Source organism: Paenibacillus sp. J53TS2, from assembly GCF_018403305.1.
GTDB classification, from domain to species: domain Bacteria; phylum Bacillota; class Bacilli; order Paenibacillales; family Paenibacillaceae; genus Fontibacillus; species Fontibacillus rhizolycopersici.
The window spans coordinates 72,409-92,808 of record NZ_BOSK01000010.1; the positions used below are offsets into that span (position 1 = coordinate 72,409).

Genomic DNA, 20,400 nt, shown 5'->3' on the forward strand with positions numbered 1-20,400 from the left:
GCAGTTTCAGCATATGGAAAACACCGTGCCTGGATTAGACGCGGCGGGTAACCTGCCGGGACGGGAACCGGTCGTGTTATCAGTAAAGCAGGTTACGAAAAGAATCGGCAGCAAACCGATCGTCGATAAGTTGTCTTTTGATATTCGACGGGGAGAAATCGTGGGTTTGTTGGGACCAAACGGGGCCGGGAAAACAACAACGATCCGCATGATCGTCGGCCTGATCGGCATGACGGAGGGCGACGTTCAAGTGAAGGGCGTCAGCGTCCGGCAGCATTTCGCCAAAGCGATCGCCCACGTTGGCGCGATCATTGAGAATCCGGAGTTCTACCCGTATATGACAGGGTACGATAATCTGAAGCAATATCAGCGGATGAGCGAAGGGATCACGGAAGAGCGGATTCAAGAGGTTACCCGACTGGTCGGCTTGGAGAAGGCGATGAACAAACGCGTGAAGGCTTACTCGCTAGGCATGCGTCAACGGCTCGGCATCGCGCAGGCCTTGCTGCATCGTCCGTCGATCCTGATTCTCGATGAGCCGACGAACGGACTGGATCCAGCGGGGATCCGGGAAATGCGTGACTATCTCAAGCGCATCGCCTCCGAGGAGGGCATTGCCGTCCTCGTGTCCAGCCACTTGCTGGCGGAGATGGAGCTGATGTGCAGCCGCGTGGTCGTCATTCAGGAAGGGAAGCTCGTGACGGAACGTACTCTCGGCGAAGCAGCGGAGAAGGCGGAGGAACGGGTGAACGTGACGTTCCGGGTCGGCGATACGGAAGCCGCGAAGGCTAGACTCGTTCGGATGGAAGAAATCCGTATGATGGGAGTATCTTCGGAACGGGGAGAGGTGACGATCTCGGTTCGCGACAGTTACATTCCGCGCGTAGTTGGCGCGCTGGGCAGCGAAGGGATCGCGATTTACCGGATCGAGGAAGTCAAAGCGTCGCTGGAAGATGAATTCCTGAAATGGACGGGAGGAAACCAAATTGCGTAGTTTTACCAATCTTGTCGTTAACGAATGGCTGAAGATGTCCAAGAAACGCAGCTTTCTAGTCCCCTATGTACTAATTGCCGCGTTTATCGCCGGGATGCTATATATGATGTACAATTACTCGGATCAGTTGCCGTCGTTCCTTGAATTTGCCGGGATGGCGATATCCAGAAACGGTTTAGGTCAAATGCTTACTTTGCTGGTTATCATCTGTACGGCGGGCATCGTGGCGAAGGAGCACAGTCTCGGAGCCATCAAGCTGCTGCTGATCCGCTCGCAAAGCCGCAGCCGGATTTTAGCCTCCAAATACGTAGCCGTGCTGTTGTTTATTTTGTCGATCTTCGTCTTTACGCTTGCGATAGCCCTGCTCGGCGGAGGGCTGGTATTCGGATTCGGCGGTTCGCAGGAGAACAGCTGGAACGATGTCCTAAGTGGAGCCTTATATCAAGTCATTTATACGCTCGTCTATGTTACGATCACTTTCCTTGCCAGCATCTTAACGCGTTCATCGGGAGCGACGATCGGCATCGGGATGTTCCTCGTTGTCCTGGAGGAATTGGTTGTCGTCTTGCTTTCGAGATATGAGTTCGCAAAATACTTGATCTTTGCTAACGCCGATTTGTCGGTTTACACGAATGGGAATCCACCGATGCCCGGCATGACGTTGACCTTTTCCTCCGTGGTGATCGCCGCTTATTTAGTCTTGTTTCTCGCAGTCAGCTTTGTTACGTTTAAAAAACGAGATGTCGCTTGACCGAATGATTCACGTTAGCGACATCCGGCGGAAAGGAGCCATGAAAGGTGAGCATCGAATTTGACAATAATCTGCCGATCTATCTGCAAATTATGAACTATTTAAAAAGAGAAATCGTCACCGGCAGATTGAAGGCCGGCGATAAAATCCCATCCGTACGCGAACTTGCAGCTGAGCTGCAGATCAACCCGAATACCGTGCAGCGGACTTTTCAGGAATTGGAGCGTGAAACCGTCGTGGAAACGAAACGGGGACTCGGAAGATACGTGACAAGTGAGGAATCGAAAATTATGAATATTAAAAAAGAAATGGCCGGGGAACTGCTTGACCGTTTTATTGGGGGAATGCAGGAGCTGGGTTTTACCAATCAAGATATTGCAGCGCTGGTCGCTGACGCTATGAAATCGGACGATCAACACTAGGGAGGAGGGCAACCAGCAATGGAACAATTATTGGAAGTGCAAGGCGTATCGAAATCGTACGGCAGCAAAAAAGCGTTGCACGGGGTGTCCTTCAGCATCGGTAAAGGGAAGATCGTCGGCCTGCTCGGCACGAACGGCAGCGGAAAAAGCACGTTGATGAAAATCGCCGCCGGCCTGATCCACCCCTCTGGCGGTAAAATCACGGTAGACGGAACCCCCGTAGGGTTAGCGACCAAATCGCTGGTGTCATTTATGCCCGATCGTCCTCTAACGGAATCCTGGATGAAAGTACGGGACGCCGTGGGATTTTACCGGGATTTCTACCCGGATTTCGATGAGCAGAAGGCTCGTATGATGCTGGACTTCATGAACTTGCATGAGAAGGAAAAGATCAACGCCCTATCCAAGGGCATGAACGAGCGGCTTCAACTGACGCTGACGTTGTCGAGAAATGCGAAACTGTATTTGCTCGACGAACCGATCGGCGGGGTGGACCCGGTGGCCAGGGCCAAAATTTTGGACGCCATCGTGGAGTTCTATAATGAGGAGAGCAGCCTGGTAATTTCCACCCACCTAGTGCGGGATATCGAGCGGATTTTCGATGAGGTGATTTTTATCCGGGGCGGCGAGGTTGTCATGCAGGAGGAAGTGGAGAACTTGCGGATCCAATATGGCAAAAGCGTCGATGACATGTTCAGAGAGGTGTTTGCAGAATGATGAAACTATTGAAGTACGATATCAAGCAAAATGCCAATACCTTGTTGGGGTTGGCCGCTGTCTTGGTGATCGTGCAAGGCTTGCTATCGATTGCGGGTAATCTTCGCCATTGGGATCCAGAAGCCATCTTCGTCTTAACCATCGTGCTTTATCTTACGGCCGCAATCATCATGATCGTCCAGGCATGCAAAACGTTCGCAAGCAGCATTAAGGCGTATCATCGTCGGTTGCTCCCGCTACATCCCATCTGGACGATCTTGTCCTCGCTGCTGTTCAGCTGGCTTGTGGCGCTGATGATCGTGGTCATTATCGGGGCACATGCGGCGTTGTATCTTTCGCTGGCTCAGGTTCCCATCGATTTCGTGAGCATCGAGTTGGTTGGCGTGAAGGACGTGATCTTGATGGTCTTAAGTATCATCTGGGTGTATACGCTGCTGATCCTAACGATTTTTATCTCCATCACGATTGGCGCCAGCGTGAGCATTCAGGGCAAAGCTGGAACATGGGTCGGCATTATCTCCTTTTTCTTGATCCAAAACGGGATCTCTTGGCTGGAAAGCCTGCTTTTTGGAGGGAATGATACGACGATGCTGAATTACGGAACGATTCGTATTGGAACCTCGGAGGAGATCCGTACGGGAACCGCGGAAGCGGTGAACTTCATGTCTCTCGGTCCGCTCCTGTTCGAGGTTGTTCTGGCTGGCCTGATGATTTACGTCATCTCTTATCTGCTCCGTAAACGGGTTCAAATCTAAGATCTCACGAAAAAACCGCAGAGGTCGCGCCTTCCTTCCTTGAAGGGGGCGGACTCTGCGGTTTTTTGAATGGATTAACTCTTCGAGCGGCGTCCGAAGAAGAAGATTTGCCCGGCCAATCCTACTACAAATACGATCAGGCTATCCCAAGGGGATACGGTGAAGGCCGGCATGATCCGGTTCAGCAAGGTGCCAACGATGATCAGCACGGCGGCTACCGCGATATAAGTACCGAATGCCCGGAGATTGAATCCCCCGGGGCCGGAGGAAGGCCCAACTCCCGGTGTTCCGGATTCCTCCTTGCCGTCCGCAGCTTTGGAGCTGTTGCCCAAGAAGCGGGTGACCAGTTCGATGAGCACGATCGACAAGCCGGCGATGATCAGCAGCGAGGAGCTGCTGATCTGCGTATATTCCAGTTCTCCGCCAAACCATTTGCTGAAAAAACCGGTGATCATATAAATAAAGAAGACCCAGGTCAAGGCTACCCAGGGAATCATCGTATAATATTTGATTTTGTCCTTCAGGGTCCGGGGCTTCCGTCTCTGCACATCCTCTTCCATCTCCGCGCAATACGCCTTCGGATCGGCTCCGAAAAGTTCTGTCGCCGAGACTCCCTTGGCTTGGTTCTTGACGATTTGCCGGGCCAGGTCCAGCAGGATCTCTTCCCCTTTGGCTTCAGTAAGCGAGCTTGCGCCGGAACGGAAGTACAAGACCATCTCCCCGAAATACGCTTCGTTATCCGGCGTCATTTGCTGCCGCAACCGTTTTGTCTCGCCGATCATTTCGTGGATATACATGGTAGTATCTCTCCTCCCAGTTTCTTCCGTAGTATACTGCATAGTTTGTCCGATTCGCAAGGGACCATGGCAGGGCTGAATCGGCAGTGGAACAGAACTAATGGATTATGAACATTCCTTGAACAAGGAATAAAAAGCGTCCGATCCTCCAAAAACTACAGCATAAGTACAACGGCAGGTGTCGGCGAAAAAGGTGAGAACTGTTGCCATGAAGCGGCCTGTACATTTATCAGTTGCGGGAGGCAGAGCCAGTGGGAAAATATGAATCGGAGCTGACCCGGAGGTATTTGCTGAACAGCAACTCTCGGGGCAGCCTGGAAGAAGTCGTGACGAATGATACCGCCGAGGATGGCGACATGTTGTGTGGAGATGACGAGGCCTGCGACGAAGGTCATATGGGCAATCACCAATTTATGAAAGACTGGGAGGGCCGGGTCACGACCCATTCTTATTTCCGTCAATCTTATGAATAGGGATTAGTGCATCCCGTTGGCGATCCGATTGACACTCCGGTTCCGGTAATGATAAGATAAGTTTAAATCACATTAAACTTATCGGATTTTACTGGAATACTAAACTATACGATTCATTGCCGGAGTACGGGGAGGAGACGGGGATATGGAAAGACAGATCGTCATCAATCATGGAGAAGAACAGCTTGCGGCCAGCATACATTACCCGGCCGAGAACAAACAAGGGGGGCGCTGCAACCGCGCTCCCCTAGTCGTCATCTGCCACGGATTCGTAGGCAGTCGCATCGGCGTCGATCGTCTATTCGTCAAGACCGCAAGGGAACTGGCGGCAGACGGGTTCCTTGTGCTTCGTTTCGATTACCTCGGCTGCGGCGAGAGCAGCGGGAATTACGGCGAGCAAGGCGTCGAATCGATGATCGCCCAGACCCGGACGGTACTGGACTATGGTCTCGGGGCTTTCGATATCGATCCGACGCGGGTGACGCTAATCGGGCATAGCCTCGGCGGGATGATCGCACTCTTGACCGCGAACCGCGACCGGCGCGTGAAGAACCTTGTCCTATGGTCGGCCGTTGGCTATCCGTTCAGCGATATCGTTAAAATCACCGGGCGCGAGCTGTACGACCGGGCGGTGAAGCACGGGGCCGCGGATTACTTGGGGTTTGGGTTGACGCCAAATTTCTTCGATTCGCTTGGCGAGTTTCAGCCGTTCCAGGAAGCGGTGAAATTCAACGGCGACGTATTTGTGGTGCATGGGACTTCGGATGATACGATTCCGGCAGATTACGCCTTCTTGTATCAAAAGGTGTTCTGGATGCGGCCCGAGGGGCGCTGCGATAAAGAGATTATTTTTCAGGGCAATCACACGTTCTCGTCCGGCGAGCACCAGCATCAAGTGATCCGGAAGACGAAGGAATGGCTCGGTGGTCTGGAAGCCAAGCAAACCGAATGGCAACATTGGATGATATAAGTTAGCTGGGGGAGAAGGCATGCACCCGACTCGGATACACAAAAACTGGTAAAATCCTTCCGGGATGGATACAATGAAGATGTAACCATTTTTTGGCGTAGGGAGGTTTGGGAGCTGATGTCTCAGCCTGCATTGTTTATTGCACACGGATCGCCTACTTTGGCCATTGAGCAAAACGCGTATACGGAATTTCTACGTCAGTTGGGCCAAGAAACGCTGGAGCTACCCAAAGCCGTTGTGATTTTCTCAGCTCACTGGGATGATCCAGTACAAGGGGTCACGACCGACACGAGGCATACGACGATGCATGATTTCTACGGTTTTCCGGAAGAAATGTATGCGATCGAATATCCGGCTCCGGGCAGTCCCGAGCTGAGTGAAGAAATTGAGGCGATCTTTCGAGCGCACAACTTGCCGTATAAGCCTTCGGAGGGTAGAGGACTCGACCATGGGGCCTGGGTTGTCTTGCAGCTGTTGTTTCCGTCTGCTGAGATCCCGGTAGTAGCGCTATCCGTGGACGCCAAACGCGAACCTGAAGAACAATATGCCATCGGCAAGATGCTGGCCGAGCTACGGCATCAGAACATTCTCGTCATCGGCAGCGGCGGATTGGTCCACAATCTTCGCCTTCTGGATTGGGAAGCGCGGGAACCGGAAGCCTGGGCGGTTGAATTCGACGATTGGGTGGGTCAGCAGCTTCAGAGCTGGGACTTGCGTCAGTTGTTTGATTATGACCACAAAGCTCCGCATGTGCGAATGGCGATACCGACTTACGGACGAGAGCATTTTGCGCCGTTGCTGTACGCCATGGGGGCTGCGGACGACGAGCGCCAGGCTGTGAAGCTGTTTCAGGATTATCAGTACGGCAGTCTTAGCTTAAACTGCTGGAGGTTCGGTGGCAGTTAATGGATGGAAAACTTCTTCCGGCTAACGAAGAGACCGGTCCTAATAAATAAAGCGCAGAACCCAAGGTTTGGGGTCTGCGCTTTTTTCTGGCTGGAGCGAGGTCAACGCCGTCGTCCGAAGTTCTTACGGAAGTAAGGCTGGATGAAGTAGTCCAATCCGATCCGCCCGGCATTCGAACCGGCCACGACGATAAAGATTTGGAGCAGCAGCAGCAGCGGGTTCGAGCTCACCGTACCCGAGAACAAAAAGGCAAAATTCATGACCATGCCGAAGAAGGCAGCCAGCCAAGTAAAGGTGCCGAGGATGAGACCAAGTCCGACGAGGACCTCGCCATAAGGTACCAAGATATTAAACAAGCCGACGTTCGGTACGGCAAAGTGTTCAAGGAACGAAGCCCACCAACTCGAAACGGCTGGGTGTTCGCCGCCGCTCTTCTCCAGGGCTCCCGTCAGAAATCCAGCGGCATCAAAACCGCCGGTCACTTTCCCCCACCCCGAGGTCAGCCATTCATAACCTACGTAAAGTCTTACCAGCAAGAGCAGCACAGAAGCAATCGTACTCTCCCTTAACCATTTTACGATCATATCTACATCTCCTTTCCGCTATAGGCGGTGACAGTGTTCGTTCTTTTTCGTGGAAATTTTCTCCTATCCTTTAGTATTCATATTAGGGTCTAAATTTAAAACATTCAATTATTATTTTAAATTTTATTCAATATCGGATTCGTCATGGAAAGAAGTGAGGTTCTGGCTTCCCCCAGATCGGCGATTCAACGTATAATGTAGAAAACTCAGGAATTATGACGGAGGATATGCCTTTGAAATCATCGAAGTTAAGTTGGCTGCTGCTTGTATCGCTGCTCGTCGTTTTGCTCTCCGCCTGCGGGAAGAGCGGGGAAACGGTCCCTCCTGCGGACGGCATTGCTCCGCCGCAAACGGCGGTTCCGGAGGAGACCACGCCGTCCGAACCGGCGACTCCCGCTTATACCGCCCCGCTGACGGGGCTGCCGCTGGAGGAGCCGCTCACTCGCAGACCGCTCGCCATCATGATCAACAATGCGCCGGCGGCCCGCCCGCAATCGGGCTTGATCGATGCAGACGTCGTCTATGAGGTGCTGGCCGAAGGCGGAGTCACGCGGCTGATATCGATCTTCCACAGTCAGCCGGACAATGCCAAGATCGGTCCGATCCGCAGCATCCGCCCTTATATGATCGATTTGGGCGAAAGCTACCGCGGCGTGCTGGTGCATGCCGGAGCAAGCAATGATGCCTATGCGATCCTGCAAAGGCAACACAAGGAGGATCTGGACGAGATCACGAATGCGGGCTCTTTCTTCTGGCGGGACAAGTCCCGGAAAGCGCCGCATAATTTGTATTCCAACGTGGAGAAGCTCCTGGAAGGTGCCGCCAAGCGCGGGTATGCGACGGAGGAGACGGCAGTACCTGCTTACACTTTTTATAAGGAAAACGAACAACCGAATTCCCTGGAGACAGCCAACAACGTGGAGATTAAATTTCAACTGGACAATTACCGGGTAAGTTACTTATACGATGCCGCGACCGGACAGTATAAACGGTCCATCAATGGCGAGCCGCATACCGATCTGGAGAGCGGAGAGCAATTAACTGCCGCGAACGTGATTGTCATGGGGGCGGACCATCAGGTGTTGGACGACGTAGGACGGTTGGATGTCGGCCTGTCGCTTGGCGGTGAAGCGATGTTGTTCCAACAAGGCAAAGTGACTCGGGCCGAATGGATCCGCAAGGACGGTGACATCATCCGCTTCATCAAAGATAACGTGGAGCTGCCAATGGTGCCGGGCAAGACATTCATCCACATCGTACCGAATACCCCCGATTTCTCCAGTCATGTTAAGGCGGAGTAAAGGCGGGAAAGGCAGATCTTGTATTTTTAAGGCGATGGAAGGATAACTCTGACAGAATAAGGGGAATTATAAGCACATGATCGTGAAATGTTTGCGACATTATTTCCTATCTGTTAAGCAGTTGTGATAAGATATTCAAGGTTGTGTAAAAACGACCGTAAGAAATACCTTATGGAGAGAAAAGGGGATACTGATGCGAGTGAAGAAGAAAGATATCTTTTTCCAGACGTTAGAGGATATGGCGGATACGATCGTGCATTCGGCTGATTATTTTGCCCAGCAAGTGGCGGAATTCAAGGACGTTGAAGCGTTCGCCAAGAAGATGAAGGAATACGAATCCAAATGCGATGAATACACCCATAGAATCATCGTAGAATTGAACAAAACGTTCATTACCCCCATTGAACGGGACGACATCATGCATCTAATCACGGCGCTGGACGATGTGATTGACGGGTTGGAAGCTTCGACTTCTCGATTCTTCATGTATCATTTGACCGAGCCTGACGAATATATCGCCCGGTTCGCGGAAATTCTGCGCAATTCGGCATATGAAATCCAAAAGGCGATCCATTTGCTTTCCCAGAAAAAGCTGCTTGCGATTCGTGAATATACGATCCGTCTGAACGATCTGGAGAATCAAGGCGATGAGTTGCTGCGCATCTGCATCAAGGAACTGTTCATGAAGGTGACGGATCCGATCGAGCTAATCAAGAAGAAAGAGATCTACGAACGATTGGAAACGACAACGGATGCCTGCGAAAAGGTAGCCAACATGCTGGAATCCATCATCATGCGTAATTCTTAAGAACTTCACTCTATATTTGATATTCGGGAGGTTAGAATTGCGCGGATTTACATAGAGAACACCATCTGTGCAAAAAAGCTATGGATACGAGTTTACTGATTATTCTTATCGTTATCGTGCTGGCGCTGGGGTTCGACTTCATCAATGGCTTCCATGATACGGCCAATGCGATCGCGACCTCGGTCTCAACGCGCGCGTTGAAGCCGCGGACGGCGATTATGATGGCAGCCGTGATGAACTTTCTGGGCGCGATCTTGTTTACCGGCGTCGCCAAAACAATCGGGGGCAGCGTGGCCGATCCAGCAAAGCTGGATAACGGTCTGGAAGTCTTGATCGCTACCTTGCTGTCGGCAATCATTTGGAACTTAATTACGTGGTGGTTTGGGATACCGTCGTCTTCTTCCCATGCACTGATCGGCTCCTTGGCTGGGGCCGTGTATGTTGGCGCAGGACCGGACAAGCTCAACTGGAGTGGGTTTACGACGATCGTTGAAGGTCTGGTCTTCTCTCCGCTGATCGCTTTCGCCATTGGTTACATCGTCATGTTGGTTTTAAAGTGGATCTTTGCCAGACGCAGCCCGCATACCGTAAATAAAGGCTTTCGTTCGCTGCAGATTGTGACTGCTGCGCTGCAAAGCTTCACGCATGGTACGAACGATGCGCAGAAAGCCATGGGGATTATCACATTCGCCTTGGTGACGGCCGACTTCCAGGATCATATGGAAGTGCCGCTTTGGGTTAAGCTCGCCGCAGCAACAGCGATGGCGCTGGGAACCTCAATCGGCGGCTGGAAGATCATCAAAACGATGGGGACGAAAATTTTCAAAATCGAGCCGATCAACGGTTTCGCTGCGGATATTTCGGCCGCATCCGTTATCTTTGGAGCGACATTGTTCCATTTACCGGTCAGTACGACGCATGCGATTACGTCGGCGATCCTCGGTGTAGGTTCGGCTAAACGGTTCTCCGCCGTACGTTGGTCTATGGCCGGACGTATCGTCATCGCTTGGGTGATTACGATTCCGATCGTGTTTATCATGGCCGGAGCCATCTACAAGCTGCTCTTCTAAGAGGAAGTTCAAAAAGTCGTCTTTTGATCACGAAGCTGGACAAGAAGTGGATTCGACATCGAATCAACCTATTTTAGGAATAACGACGAAAGCCAATCTGCCGAGGATTGGCTTTTTTTGAGGAGGCGGCGTATTATGATCAGGGTCATGGGGATGACGCGGGACCATCAGGTTTTGACGGACCTTCCGTTGGAGCGGATCAAAGACGGGCAGTTCGTGTGGACCTGGGTTGATTTGGACGCTCCTACGTCGGAGGAAGCCGAGGTACTCGCGAGTTTTTTTCATTTCCATCCGCTGGCGATCGAGGATTGCTTGCATGTGCTGCAACGGCCGAAAATGGACTATTATGAAGATTTTCAATTTCTGGTGCTGCATGCGATCGATGAACAAACGCTGGATACCGTAGAAGTGGATCTGTTTATCGGAGATGACTGTCTGGTTTCGTTTCACCAGCGACGGCTGGACGAAATGGATGAAGCGTGGAACAGTATGCTGAAACGGGCTCATGACCGTAAGGTCTGGGTGCACGGGCCATATTCAGCGGCCTACATGGTAATCGATAGTCTGGTGGACCATTATTTCCCTTGCGTATATTCAATCGAAGATGAACTTGATGAATTGGAGAGTAAAGGCAGCAGCGAGTCGGTCGAGCAATTGATGAACCAGGTATTCGACCTGCGCAGCCGGCTGCTCAAGTTGCGCCGGACGATCGTGCCGATGCGTGACCTCATGTACCGCATCCTGAATTCGCAGCATGTCCAAGGGGACAAGGAGCCGCGGGCTTATTATGCGGACATCTACGACCATCTGCTCAAATTGTCGGAGATGATCGATGCTGATCGGGAAATGACCGCGGATTTACGCGACTCCTATATTTCGCTGAATTCCAATCGGATGAACGGCATCATGAAGACGTTAACGGTTATCACCACCGTCTTTATGCCGCTGACGCTGATCGCCGGCATTTACGGGATGAACTTCATTAATATGCCGGAGCTACAGTGGAAATACGGGTACTTTGCCGTCATCGGGCTGATGGCCGCGCTTGGCGGCTGGATGATTCTCTGGTTTAGTAAACGGGGCTGGTTTAAGTAAGTTGACTCGCGAGCGTGTTGCTGAAAGTAAAGCCGCCGCCGAGTTAACGGCGGCGCTTACCCGATTTGCCGGATTTCCCGGTCGACGAGCGTTTTCCGCTGCGGCTGGTTCCGGTACGGCTTCCGCTCTTCTTGCGGGTCGATTTGCTACGGCGTGGCCGGGAATCGTCCATCCGGCCGGTTCTACCGCCACCGGATTTGCCTTTGCCTCCGGGCAATAAAGCGGTGAACAACTTCGCCATCGGGGCGAACTGCTGCACGGTTTGCATCACCTTTTGCACTTGGCCCATCGTGGCCAAGATGCCGTCGATCCCGCCCATCCGGTCGACGATTCCTTTCAGGTCGCCTAAACTGGGCAGCGATAATCCGCCGCCGGATTTCGGCGTTGCGGCGGCCGGCGCTTGGGTTGGTGCGGGGGACGGCGGGGAGTAAGGGACCAGCGAGGAAGCCTCCGCTTTGATTTCGTACGGATTCACCCCCGGGTAGTAATGGGTGTACGGATAGAACGGGGGCACCGGACCTTGGCGTGAATCATAGTTTTGGGGCATGGTATCACTTTCCTTTTCGGATATTTTGTCGGGCAGGCAGACGATGAAGGCCCGTTTCCTTCTTGTCCGCCCATCCGAGACAAGACCTAGGTTTGGAGCGGTATACGCCGTAGGGGACCCGCTCATTGGAGTCGGCGTTATTTTCCCTAGCTAGGCGTTTGTATTACTATACTGTATGTGCCCGCCGGGTCTTGCGTATGGACGAATGTCCCGGTTCTGGTGGGCGTTCGCGGATTTTGGGCGTTCTTTCTGTGATGCGTGAAACCGTTAATGCTTGAAAAGGAGTACGCCACTCGGGTACAATGAGGTTGTGGTTACAGTAACGGTAGGGGATGATAATTCAGTGCAACTGAAGAAGTTAAACGACAAAACGATCGATCAATTATTCGAAGCCATCTTAACGTTAAAAGACATCGAGGAATGTTACGTTTTTTTTGATGACCTGTGTACCGTAAATGAAATCCAGTCTTTGTCGCAACGTCTGGAAGTGGCCCGTATGTTGGGTAAAGGCAACACATACAACCAGATTGAAGCGGAAACCGGCGCGAGCACGGCGACGATTTCGCGGGTGAAGCGCTGCCTGAACTACGGCAACGACGGCTACAAAATGGCGCTGGATCGTTTAGGGCGTTAAGCCTATGACCAAGGAAATACAAGCACAGTCGATGGTGCCGGATGCTGGCCGGGAGGCTCTTCAAGCGGAGCTCTCCCGGAAACCGGGCGTGCTGGTGATCAGCCACGGTTCCCCGGACGAGCATTGGGTGGCCCTCGTGGAGGCGGCGGTATCGGAAGCGGCGGGTGATTTGCCTGCCGGACTTCCGCTGGCCTGCGCTTTTCTCGAAACCGTGGAAGGTCGCCTGATTCAGGATGGCATCGATCGACTGGAATCTCAGGGAGTGACGGATATGATCGTCATTCCCTTGTTCGTGTCCTCTGGGAGCACACATATCGATGAGATTGCTTATGCGCTTGGCGTGAAGGATACGCCGGAGAAGGAAACCGATCTGGAACGTTTTCGGGTTTCCGCTCGGGTGTTTTTTGGCGATCCTATCGATGAGGGGCCGCTCGTCGCCAAGATGGTATGGGACAAGGTGAAGAGGCTGTCGTTGCAACCGGAGCGCGAAGTGCTGCTACTCGTAGGACATGGCAGCGGGCACCCAGGATTTTTACAGCGGTGGGAACGCGGCATCGCTTCGTTGGCAGCACAATGCGGAGAACTCGCCGGGTTAGCGGGCGGGGCTGATTACGCGCTGCTAAATCCGGACAACATCCGTTCGAAGGTGCAGTATTGGTCGGAGCAGCGGGGGATGGATGTGATCATCGCGCCGCTCTTCTTAAGCGCCGGATATTTTACGAAGGTGACGATCCCGTCGCGGCTGGAGGGGTTGCCGCATCGGTATTCGGGGGATGCCTTGTTGCCCCATCCTTTGGCGGCTCGCTGGATGTCGCAGCAAATATTGAATATAATGGGATCATTGACATGTTGACATTTTGAGGTCAGGTGGCGTTTGTAGAATGAAAAGAGCTAGGTTGATTTATAATCCAACCTCGGGAAGAGAAGAAATGCGGCGCCTTCTGCCGGACGTGCTGGAGCGACTGGATCAGGGCGGCATCGAAACGTCGTGCCATGCGACGACCGGGGAAGGCGATGCGACGCGTGAAGCTGCTCTGGCGGTGGAACGCGGATACGACATCATTATCGCGGCCGGCGGCGACGGGACGCTGAATGAGGTCGTCAACGGCATGGCCGGGAAGAGCAACTTGCCGCCGCTAGGGGTGTTTCCGCTGGGCACGACGAACGATTTCGCTCGCGCTATGGGAATCTCCCGGCGCTGGGAGGATTATTGCGACTTGGTCATCGAGAATCAAACGAGACCGATTGATATCGGCCGGGTGAACGGCCGGCATTTCATCAACATCGCCGGCGGCGGCTCGCTCACTGAGCTGACTTACGAGGTGCCTAGCCGGCTCAAGACGATGATCGGGCAACTGGCCTACTACATGAAGGGCATCGAGAAGATGGCCAGCCTCTCGCCAACCACGCTGATCATCGATGCGGAAGGCTACGAGACGATGGAAGGCGAGTTCATGCTGTTCCTGATCGCCAACAGCAATTCGGTGGGCGGCTTCGAGAAGTTGGCGCCGGGTGCACGCATCGACGACGGGCTGCTCGACGTGATCGCCGTCAAGAAGTGCAATCTGGCGGAATTCATCCGCCTGGTGACGATGGCGCTACGAGGCGATCACTTGGGCGACTCGCACGTCGTCCACTTCAAGACGCGGCGCATGGAAGTGACCTCGCCCGGCCGCGTGCTGCTCAATCTCGACGGCGAGCTGGGCGGCGAATTGCCCGGCGTGTTCGAGATTTTGCCGCAGCATTTGCGGATTTTTGCTGAGGGTGAATGAGGGAAGAGATTAAAGATTAAAGATGGTTGAGACGATCCCCCGCCGGGTTGGCGGGGGATTTGGCTTGGGTGGGGCGTGCACGAAGGTGATAACCAAGGATAACGTAAACTGAACTCTGTACGGCGAGTTATATGGGATCCCATGGGATGAGCTAAGGAGTCTCGCATGGGGGTTCGAAACAAACGAAGTGGAAATTCTACAGTTATTTTATGGAGAAGACGAGCCGGGCGAGAATGAGATGGAAATCGTACAGTTAATATCGGGGTTTTAGGCGAGAATGGGTTGGATGCGCCGAATTAAGTGTAGGATTTCCAGTTATTTTTGCGAAATCGGGCAAAACGGGGTAAATTAGATGGAGGATTTACAGTTAGTTAGTTTCAGAGCGCTACAGGAACTATAGGAGCTACAAGAACGATGAACAGGCGGTCTTCCCTCGATGGCGGGGGTTAAAGTATATAGGTAGGACTACGTTGGATGGAAACAAATTTGAGGAACCGGTTCAGTTGAACATAGAAGGAGAACATGATGAAGAAGCAACGGAGTAACAACGGTCGTCCCGGTGGCGGTCGGATGGGTGGGGCCCGAGGACAAGAAAACTTGGCTAGTGGCGATCGAAGTGGTCGCGCTGGGCGAGGCGAAGCCGGAGGCAGTCTTAAATCGCGGGGGCGTGCGGCGGTGGCCGATGCGGTGATCGCCGGCGTTCCCGTAGCGAAAAACGATGAAGTCGTGATTGACATCATCGGGATGAACCACGACGGCGAAGGCGTCGGCCGGGCCGAGGGCTATACGCTGTTTGTGGCAGGCGCCTTGCCGGGCGAGAAAGCCCGGGTCAAGGTGCTGAAGACGAAAAAGCAGTATGGTTACGCCAAACTGCTGGATGTGGTTGAGGCAAGTGCGGACAGGGTGGCTCCGCCCTGTCCGATCTACGACAAGTGCGGCGGCTGCCAGCTGCAGCACTTCGGCTACGATGCGCAGCTCACGTGGAAGCGTCAGCACGTCGTCGACGCGCTGGAGCGGATCGGCAAGCTGCGCGTAGCGGAGGGCGCGCCTGCGGGCGGCGACCATGCCGTCGTCGTGCGGCCGACGCTCGGCATGGCCGAGCCTTGGCGCTACCGCAACAAGGCGCAGGTGCCCGTCGGCGTCACCGACGGTGCGTTGGTCGGCGGCTTCTACGCTCGCGGCAGCCATCGCATCGTCGACATGGAGACATGCCTCATCCAGCACGAGAGCAATGATGACGTCGTTAGCCGCGTCAAAGCGATCGGCCGCCGCCTCGGCATCACCGCCTACGACGAAGAGACGGGGAAGGGCCTGCTTCGCCACGTCGTGGTGAAGGTCGGCTTCCGCACCGGCGAAATGATGCTGGTGCTGGTTACGAATGGTGACCGGATCCCTCATGAGGACGAGTGGATCGCCGCGATTCGCGAGGAGATGCCGTCCGTCGTGAGCATTTGCCAGAACGTCAATACGCGGCAGACGAATGTCATCTTCGGCGACGTAACTCGCGCCCTATGGGGGCGCGAAGTGATCTTTGATTCTATCGGCGACGTGAAATTTGCGATTTCGGCGCGTTCTTTTTACCAAGTGAACCCTCTCCAGACGGAAGTTCTGTATGGCAAAACCGTGGAGTACGCCGGTCTATCCGGGCAAGAGACGGTCATTGATGCCTACTGCGGTATCGGCACCATCTCCCTGTTCCTGGCGCAGCATGCCAAACGGGTGTACGGTGTGGAGATCGTCAAAGAAGCGATCGAGGACGCCCGCGTCAACGCCGAACTGAACGGAATGAGCCACGTCACCTTTGAGGTGGGGGCCTCGGAAGACATCATCCCGGCTTGGAAAGAACAGGGCATTGAAGCCGACGTTATCGTCGTCGATCCGCCGCGCAAAGGCTGCGACCCGCGCCTGCTGGACACGATCCTCGAAATGAAGCCTGAGCGGGTCGTGTACGTGTCGTGCAATCCCGCGACCCTGGCCCGCGACCTGCGCCTCCTGGAGGACGGCGGGTATCGGACGGTAGAAGTTACTCCGGTGGATATGTTCCCGCATACGGTGCATGTGGAGAGTGTGGCGTTGTTGGTGAGGGATTTTGTTGAACTCTAATAAACCCCTGATATTCATAATAAACCTGTGCTAAAAATCAAATAAAGACGAGTTGGGGAAGGGATGAATGGAGAACTGGCAAAAACCAGATCCATCAAAATACCCCTTTGGTTAGTGAAGATCCTGTTATTAATGAGAAAAGGCATATATTGGTTACAACTCCTATTGTTAAGAGAAGGTGACGGTGATGAAGTTCGGGAACAATTTCCTGGAGCGTCGTAGAGTATGCCGGCATCTCCCCAACTAACGTAGACGAAATTCGGTGGTTATAAGTGGCTGCAGACAGTAACGAAAACATCGATGTGAACTTTATTGTCAGACCAGTTTGGAGCCCCGGTATTTATGATATAGAGATTGCGATGAAGTACATCAACCTTAAACAGTACAAAGCTAGCTAAACAGCCTGCTCCCATCGGAGCAGGCTGTTTAGCTGTGAGTCTTAGAATAAGTGTTAGGTTTAGATAATAACAGTAAAGTCGGCCGAACTGGCTTCGTTTACTGGAATCGTGCTTGTTTCGTTATTGCCCTTACTTATAAATTCGAACTTAAAGTTTTCTTTATGTTCCATATAAGGAACAATCTATTATGATATATTACTGGTAATATTTACAGGCTTCTGACGAAGAATCGCTGGCTGTTAAGGGGATGGTATATGCGTCAAGAAGCTGCGCACCTCGTAAATTGCGGGGGTGAAACCATAGCCAACTTAGGTTGAAGCAGAGATGATCATTAATATTTTGCGACAGTATGGAGGGGTAGATGGATGGCGTTATCGATTAACTCGTATAACTTGATGAATCCGGTTAGCAGAACGACGTCTTTGAGTTTCCAAGCTTCCGATAGTCTGGGTGCGAACCCATCGCTATTCTCGAAGTTCGTTTCGAAGAGCAAATCATATGAGCAATATATCAAGACAGCGGCAACCGGGATTGCGAATTTTATGAAATCTGCGCAGGATATGCAAGCATCGGCACAAAAGTTAATGCAGAAGGAAAATTCACTTTTCCAAACAAGGATGGCGGAATCATCGGATAGCAAGAAGGTTACCGCAACTGCATTGGCCGGAGCTGCGAGCAAAACTTATGAACTTAACGTGAATGCGATCGCGACTTCTCAAACGAACAGTGGAACATTTCTGTCTAAAGTAGACCATTCCGTTGTAAGCAAGGGCATGAATCAGTTCAACATTACGATAGGCGGCAAGACAACGAAGGTATCGGCTGCCATCTCGGATAACGATACGAACGATCAAGCACTGACCAAGCTGAAAGATGCGGTCAATACAGCGAAGACGGGTGTAACCGCCCATATTGTAACGGATGATAAGACAGGTAATAAGAAGCTTGAGTTAAGCAGCGACAAGACAGGAGTGGATCAGGCTTTCAGGGTTGAAGATGTTACCGGCAACGCGATGTCGACAACCGGTGTTCAGTATGCTACGCAACTAGCGTCGAATGCTTCCTACAGCGTGAATGGCGGCGCTACTCAAACCTCGCAGTCGAACACGATTGATCTGGAAAAGGGCAAAGCTACGGCGACACTAATCGCTCCATCGATGGAAGCTGTGAACATTCAAATCAAACCGGACGAAGGCAAAATCATCGCGCAAGTTAAAGATTTGGTGTCGAGTTACAATTCGATGCATGAGCGTTTGAAAGAAGCCGGTGGAGTTATGAATTCGTCTGTCCGAAAAAGCATGGAATCGTTAGTCAGCTCATCTTCCTATGAGCGAATCGGTATTCATCGTAACGGTGATGGTACTATCAAACTGGATGAAGAGCAGCTTAGGAAGAGCTTAAGCTCAAATTTCGAGCAAACAACGAAAGCGATTAGCGGCAACTATGGTCTAGCTGACCGTTTATCATCAGCAGTGGAAAGATACAATGAAGTCCCGGCAAGCAGCTTGCTAAACTCGAAGGCTCGCCAGATCCAGCAATTCGCGATGTACCAGTCATCGATGCAAATGGCTATGCCAACACAGGAAAACGGGTGGTTCGTGAATACGCTGTATTAACTCGATACAGCCCACCTCAACGGTGCATTCGGAGTGTGCCAAGTTTACATTAATCCTAAATAGTCTACCTAAGAGTCGCGAAAAACTCAGGGATTCACTCCTGCTTTTCCTCGGCTCTTTTCTCTGTTTTTAATGGGAAGGGACGATATGGCTCGGGGGTATTTGTTCCCAACATAGATCCTTTTAGGGGGACCACTTGTAATAATTTGATCAAGAACAACTCTCGCATTTCCAGTATAATGATAGCAACGCCAACACATCTCATAGTGAGGGGGTTGCGTAACTCATGAGATGCGCAATATATATTCGTGTTTCGACAGATAAAGAGGAACAAAAATCGTCTTTAGAGAATCAGAGGAGTTAGAAAATCATGTCTTGGAGTAAATTGAAGCAACAACTGGAGGGTTTTCTCAGTCCAGCGTTAATTGGCAGGGTCGAATACCGAGCCCCCGCTTACCGCTATTTACCTGATAAATCAGGTACATGTTATATCACGGTAAATAAAAAGAACGTACTCAATATGAGAGATAAAACGAACTTGATCCGATGGTATCAAACCGAGCTGGAGATCAAGAATGATCCGGAATTCCAAGTTCCTGTAAGCAGTGACGAAATGGAAGCGGTCAGAAAAGATACCAAGGGGAAAGTGCCGGAGGATCGCTTAATCGTCATAGCCAGAAGCAAAAAAAGTACGGAACATGCAAAAGAGCTTTTGTCCGCACAGGCTGCATTAAGTAAATCGAATTTCAACGTTGTGGCTAATACATTTTTGACTACTCCTATAGAGGAGAGTCTGGAGAGCAATGATATCTTATTGAATATTCTAGCTTTAGTGGACAAAAGAGTTGGAAAGAAGCGGATCTTGAATATGTCCGAGAAGATGAAGTTAAAGCATCCGATTGTCCAGTATTTCTATGAATTGCGGCGCAATACCTTGTGAAGGTTGATCCCCGCGAATGACTAGAGATGGCCTAGAGGACGAGCAATTTTGATTTTTGTTGTTACTTGATCCGTTCGAGAATCAGATGATAGGCATTCTGAACATGCTGGGGATTGGGATCTTCTCCAAGACGCTTGGGCACATCGAATTTTGATAAATCAAAATGATGCTTGGGTTGGACGTCATGCCTGGCTAAACAGCTTTTGCAGCAGGCCAACGGGCAACCGTCAATGGCAATGATGTCACGTCCGGACTTTGCTGTTCTCACTAGCGGCTTTACGTCACCTCCGACACCAGCAATGCAGGACATTTCGGCGATCATTTCCCGATCCATTTTAATCGCAACTTGGTTAGCGGTTTGAGCAGCCGAGGAACATCCGGAGCAGGAGTAGACTAGAGGCAGATCATTTTTATTCATGGGTATCCCTCTCCATTCAACAAATTAATTGTCAGTATAATCCGGGATGACGGGTTGAATAGTGAGGCGGGTCACTATTGGATTGAGGATCTTCGGTTGCCGCTTGTTGACAATGGATTTGAAGCCGTGAGTCTCAAGGCTCGCACGACGCTCGATCGTGAGCCGAAGCCTATCCTATCACCTCTACCTATCACGCGGTGGAGGTTTTTTTATGCGGACACGGATCATTCAAACTACCGATGTAATCGGAATATATATTTTTGCCGAAATATAGGTATAGATTCATTTTAGTAGGTTTCCCTTAGACAGACTTACATCGGACAGAATTT

Annotated in this window: 22 protein-coding genes; 18 read left to right on the forward strand and 4 right to left on the reverse strand. The window is 51.9% G+C overall.

What is annotated here, in order from left to right; genetic code table 11:
* Positions 1 to 13: 13 nt before the first annotated feature.
* The 5 genes from KJS42_RS19235 to KJS42_RS19255 are packed head-to-tail and all read left to right on the forward strand — an operon-like array spanning position 14 to position 3,639.
* Complete coding sequence (locus tag KJS42_RS19235; protein ID WP_430148148.1) at positions 14 to 994, forward strand: ABC transporter ATP-binding protein; 981 nt, start codon at positions 14 to 16, stop codon at positions 992 to 994.
* Positions 987 to 1,745: an ABC transporter permease gene (locus tag KJS42_RS19240; protein ID WP_213623829.1), complete on the forward strand. Its 759-nt coding sequence runs from the start codon at positions 987 to 989 to the stop codon at positions 1,743 to 1,745. Before KJS42_RS19235 ends, KJS42_RS19240 begins: the two co-directional genes overlap by 8 nt.
* 47 nt (positions 1,746 to 1,792) lie before the next feature.
* The gene (locus tag KJS42_RS19245; protein WP_193415733.1) at positions 1,793 to 2,167 is read left to right on the forward strand and encodes a GntR family transcriptional regulator; all 375 of its coding nucleotides are present in this window, start codon (positions 1,793 to 1,795) and stop codon (positions 2,165 to 2,167) included.
* Positions 2,168 to 2,185: 18 nt separating this feature from the next.
* A complete protein-coding gene (locus KJS42_RS19250; protein WP_155606677.1) occupies positions 2,186 to 2,884 on the forward strand; it encodes an ABC transporter ATP-binding protein in 699 nt (232 codons plus the stop codon).
* Positions 2,881 to 3,639, forward strand: a complete 759-nt coding sequence (locus KJS42_RS19255; protein ID WP_155606676.1) for a hypothetical protein — start codon at positions 2,881 to 2,883, stop codon at positions 3,637 to 3,639. The genes KJS42_RS19250 and KJS42_RS19255 overlap by 4 nt, the downstream gene beginning before the upstream one ends.
* 74 nt (positions 3,640 to 3,713) lie before the next feature.
* On the opposite strand, the gene KJS42_RS19260 is transcribed toward KJS42_RS19255, so the two are convergent.
* Positions 3,714 to 4,436 carry a DUF1129 family protein gene (locus KJS42_RS19260; protein WP_213623830.1) on the reverse strand — a complete coding sequence of 241 codons (723 nt, stop codon included), beginning with the start codon at positions 4,434 to 4,436 and terminating at the stop codon, positions 3,714 to 3,716.
* A gap of 251 nt (positions 4,437 to 4,687) precedes the next feature.
* On the opposite strand from KJS42_RS19260, the gene KJS42_RS19265 reads away from it, so the two are divergent.
* From KJS42_RS19265 to KJS42_RS19275, 3 genes are all read left to right on the forward strand, one after another.
* Positions 4,688 to 4,909: a hypothetical protein gene (locus KJS42_RS19265; RefSeq protein WP_193415731.1), complete on the forward strand. Its 222-nt coding sequence runs from the start codon at positions 4,688 to 4,690 to the stop codon at positions 4,907 to 4,909.
* Between the two features lie 145 nt (positions 4,910 to 5,054).
* Positions 5,055 to 5,879, forward strand: a complete 825-nt coding sequence (locus KJS42_RS19270; RefSeq protein ID WP_213623831.1) for an alpha/beta hydrolase — start codon at positions 5,055 to 5,057, stop codon at positions 5,877 to 5,879.
* Between the two features lie 117 nt (positions 5,880 to 5,996).
* Complete coding sequence (locus KJS42_RS19275) at positions 5,997 to 6,785, forward strand: DODA-type extradiol aromatic ring-opening family dioxygenase (RefSeq protein ID WP_155606672.1); 789 nt, start codon at positions 5,997 to 5,999, stop codon at positions 6,783 to 6,785.
* Positions 6,786 to 6,886: 101 nt separating this feature from the next.
* Here KJS42_RS19275 and KJS42_RS19280 read toward each other — a convergent pair whose 3' ends face one another.
* Positions 6,887 to 7,369 carry a DoxX family protein gene (locus KJS42_RS19280; protein ID WP_155606671.1) on the reverse strand — a complete coding sequence of 161 codons (483 nt, stop codon included), beginning with the start codon at positions 7,367 to 7,369 and terminating at the stop codon, positions 6,887 to 6,889.
* A 227-nt stretch (positions 7,370 to 7,596) separates the two neighbouring features.
* Here KJS42_RS19280 and KJS42_RS19285 point away from each other — a divergent pair, with 227 nt between their 5' ends.
* The 4 genes from KJS42_RS19285 to corA all read left to right on the forward strand — a co-directional run bounded on the left by KJS42_RS19285 (position 7,597) and on the right by corA (position 11,643).
* Entirely contained in the window at positions 7,597 to 8,670 is a 1,074-nt protein-coding gene (locus KJS42_RS19285; RefSeq protein ID WP_213623832.1) for a DUF3048 domain-containing protein, read from the forward strand.
* A 193-nt stretch (positions 8,671 to 8,863) separates the two neighbouring features.
* Positions 8,864 to 9,478, forward strand: coding sequence for a DUF47 domain-containing protein (locus KJS42_RS19290; protein WP_155606669.1), 615 nt, complete (start codon positions 8,864 to 8,866; stop codon positions 9,476 to 9,478).
* Positions 9,479 to 9,558: 80 nt separating this feature from the next.
* Positions 9,559 to 10,548 carry an inorganic phosphate transporter gene (locus KJS42_RS19295; protein ID WP_155606668.1) on the forward strand — a complete coding sequence of 330 codons (990 nt, stop codon included), beginning with the start codon at positions 9,559 to 9,561 and terminating at the stop codon, positions 10,546 to 10,548.
* A 135-nt stretch (positions 10,549 to 10,683) separates the two neighbouring features.
* The gene (gene corA, locus KJS42_RS19300; protein WP_193415725.1) at positions 10,684 to 11,643 is read left to right on the forward strand and encodes a magnesium/cobalt transporter CorA; all 960 of its coding nucleotides are present in this window, start codon (positions 10,684 to 10,686) and stop codon (positions 11,641 to 11,643) included.
* Between the two features lie 43 nt (positions 11,644 to 11,686).
* Here the strand turns inward: corA and KJS42_RS19305 are convergent, their stop codons facing one another.
* Positions 11,687 to 12,190, reverse strand: a complete 504-nt coding sequence (locus KJS42_RS19305; RefSeq protein WP_213623833.1) for a hypothetical protein — start codon at positions 12,188 to 12,190, stop codon at positions 11,687 to 11,689.
* Positions 12,191 to 12,533: 343 nt separating this feature from the next.
* On the opposite strand from KJS42_RS19305, the gene KJS42_RS19310 reads away from it, so the two are divergent.
* The 6 genes from KJS42_RS19310 to KJS42_RS19335 all read left to right on the forward strand — a co-directional run bounded on the left by KJS42_RS19310 (position 12,534) and on the right by KJS42_RS19335 (position 19,653).
* Positions 12,534 to 12,824: a YerC/YecD family TrpR-related protein gene (locus tag KJS42_RS19310; protein WP_059047100.1), complete on the forward strand. Its 291-nt coding sequence runs from the start codon at positions 12,534 to 12,536 to the stop codon at positions 12,822 to 12,824.
* A 31-nt stretch (positions 12,825 to 12,855) separates the two neighbouring features.
* Positions 12,856 to 13,677 carry a sirohydrochlorin chelatase gene (locus tag KJS42_RS19315; RefSeq protein ID WP_193415882.1) on the forward strand — a complete coding sequence of 274 codons (822 nt, stop codon included), beginning with the start codon at positions 12,856 to 12,858 and terminating at the stop codon, positions 13,675 to 13,677.
* A 28-nt stretch (positions 13,678 to 13,705) separates the two neighbouring features.
* Complete coding sequence (locus KJS42_RS19320; protein WP_213623834.1) at positions 13,706 to 14,596, forward strand: diacylglycerol kinase; 891 nt, start codon at positions 13,706 to 13,708, stop codon at positions 14,594 to 14,596.
* A 687-nt stretch (positions 14,597 to 15,283) separates the two neighbouring features.
* Positions 15,284 to 16,699, forward strand: a complete 1,416-nt coding sequence (gene rlmD / locus KJS42_RS19325) for a 23S rRNA (uracil(1939)-C(5))-methyltransferase RlmD (protein ID WP_244868553.1) — start codon at positions 15,284 to 15,286, stop codon at positions 16,697 to 16,699.
* Between the two features lie 763 nt (positions 16,700 to 17,462).
* Complete coding sequence (fliD, locus tag KJS42_RS19330) at positions 17,463 to 18,713, forward strand: flagellar filament capping protein FliD (RefSeq protein ID WP_213623835.1); 1,251 nt, start codon at positions 17,463 to 17,465, stop codon at positions 18,711 to 18,713.
* A 370-nt stretch (positions 18,714 to 19,083) separates the two neighbouring features.
* Positions 19,084 to 19,653 carry an SF0329 family protein gene (locus tag KJS42_RS19335; RefSeq protein WP_213623836.1) on the forward strand — a complete coding sequence of 190 codons (570 nt, stop codon included), beginning with the start codon at positions 19,084 to 19,086 and terminating at the stop codon, positions 19,651 to 19,653.
* A 61-nt stretch (positions 19,654 to 19,714) separates the two neighbouring features.
* On the opposite strand, the gene KJS42_RS19340 is transcribed toward KJS42_RS19335, so the two are convergent.
* Entirely contained in the window at positions 19,715 to 20,071 is a 357-nt protein-coding gene (locus tag KJS42_RS19340; RefSeq protein WP_155606583.1) for a putative zinc-binding protein, read from the reverse strand.
* Positions 20,072 to 20,400 lie beyond the last annotated feature (329 nt).

Excerpts from the sequence above, each read along its gene's own strand:
- KJS42_RS19295 (WP_155606668.1), top strand. The coding sequence starts at position 9,559 with ATGGATACGAGTTTACTGATTATTCTTATCGTTATCGTGCTGGCGCTG.
- KJS42_RS19260 (WP_213623830.1), bottom strand. The coding sequence starts at position 4,436 with ATGTATATCCACGAAATGATCGGCGAGACAAAACGGTTGCGGCAGCAA.
- KJS42_RS19270 (WP_213623831.1), top strand. The coding sequence starts at position 5,055 with ATGGAAAGACAGATCGTCATCAATCATGGAGAAGAACAGCTTGCGGCC.
- KJS42_RS19340 (WP_155606583.1), bottom strand. The coding sequence starts at position 20,071 with ATGAATAAAAATGATCTGCCTCTAGTCTACTCCTGCTCCGGATGTTCC.
- KJS42_RS19290 (WP_155606669.1), top strand. The coding sequence starts at position 8,864 with ATGCGAGTGAAGAAGAAAGATATCTTTTTCCAGACGTTAGAGGATATG.
- KJS42_RS19235 (WP_430148148.1), top strand. The coding sequence starts at position 14 with ATGGAAAACACCGTGCCTGGATTAGACGCGGCGGGTAACCTGCCGGGA.
- KJS42_RS19315 (WP_193415882.1), top strand. The coding sequence starts at position 12,856 with ATGGTGCCGGATGCTGGCCGGGAGGCTCTTCAAGCGGAGCTCTCCCGG.
- KJS42_RS19255 (WP_155606676.1), top strand. The coding sequence starts at position 2,881 with ATGATGAAACTATTGAAGTACGATATCAAGCAAAATGCCAATACCTTG.
- KJS42_RS19275 (WP_155606672.1), top strand. The coding sequence starts at position 5,997 with ATGTCTCAGCCTGCATTGTTTATTGCACACGGATCGCCTACTTTGGCC.
- KJS42_RS19320 (WP_213623834.1), top strand. The coding sequence starts at position 13,706 with ATGAAAAGAGCTAGGTTGATTTATAATCCAACCTCGGGAAGAGAAGAA.
- KJS42_RS19335 (WP_213623836.1), top strand. The coding sequence starts at position 19,084 with ATGTCTTGGAGTAAATTGAAGCAACAACTGGAGGGTTTTCTCAGTCCA.
- KJS42_RS19285 (WP_213623832.1), top strand. The coding sequence starts at position 7,597 with ATGCCTTTGAAATCATCGAAGTTAAGTTGGCTGCTGCTTGTATCGCTG.
- KJS42_RS19250 (WP_155606677.1), top strand. The coding sequence starts at position 2,186 with ATGGAACAATTATTGGAAGTGCAAGGCGTATCGAAATCGTACGGCAGC.
- fliD (WP_213623835.1), top strand. The coding sequence starts at position 17,463 with ATGGCGTTATCGATTAACTCGTATAACTTGATGAATCCGGTTAGCAGA.
- corA (WP_193415725.1), top strand. The coding sequence starts at position 10,684 with ATGATCAGGGTCATGGGGATGACGCGGGACCATCAGGTTTTGACGGAC.
- KJS42_RS19305 (WP_213623833.1), bottom strand. The coding sequence starts at position 12,190 with ATGCCCCAAAACTATGATTCACGCCAAGGTCCGGTGCCCCCGTTCTAT.
- KJS42_RS19280 (WP_155606671.1), bottom strand. The coding sequence starts at position 7,369 with ATGATCGTAAAATGGTTAAGGGAGAGTACGATTGCTTCTGTGCTGCTC.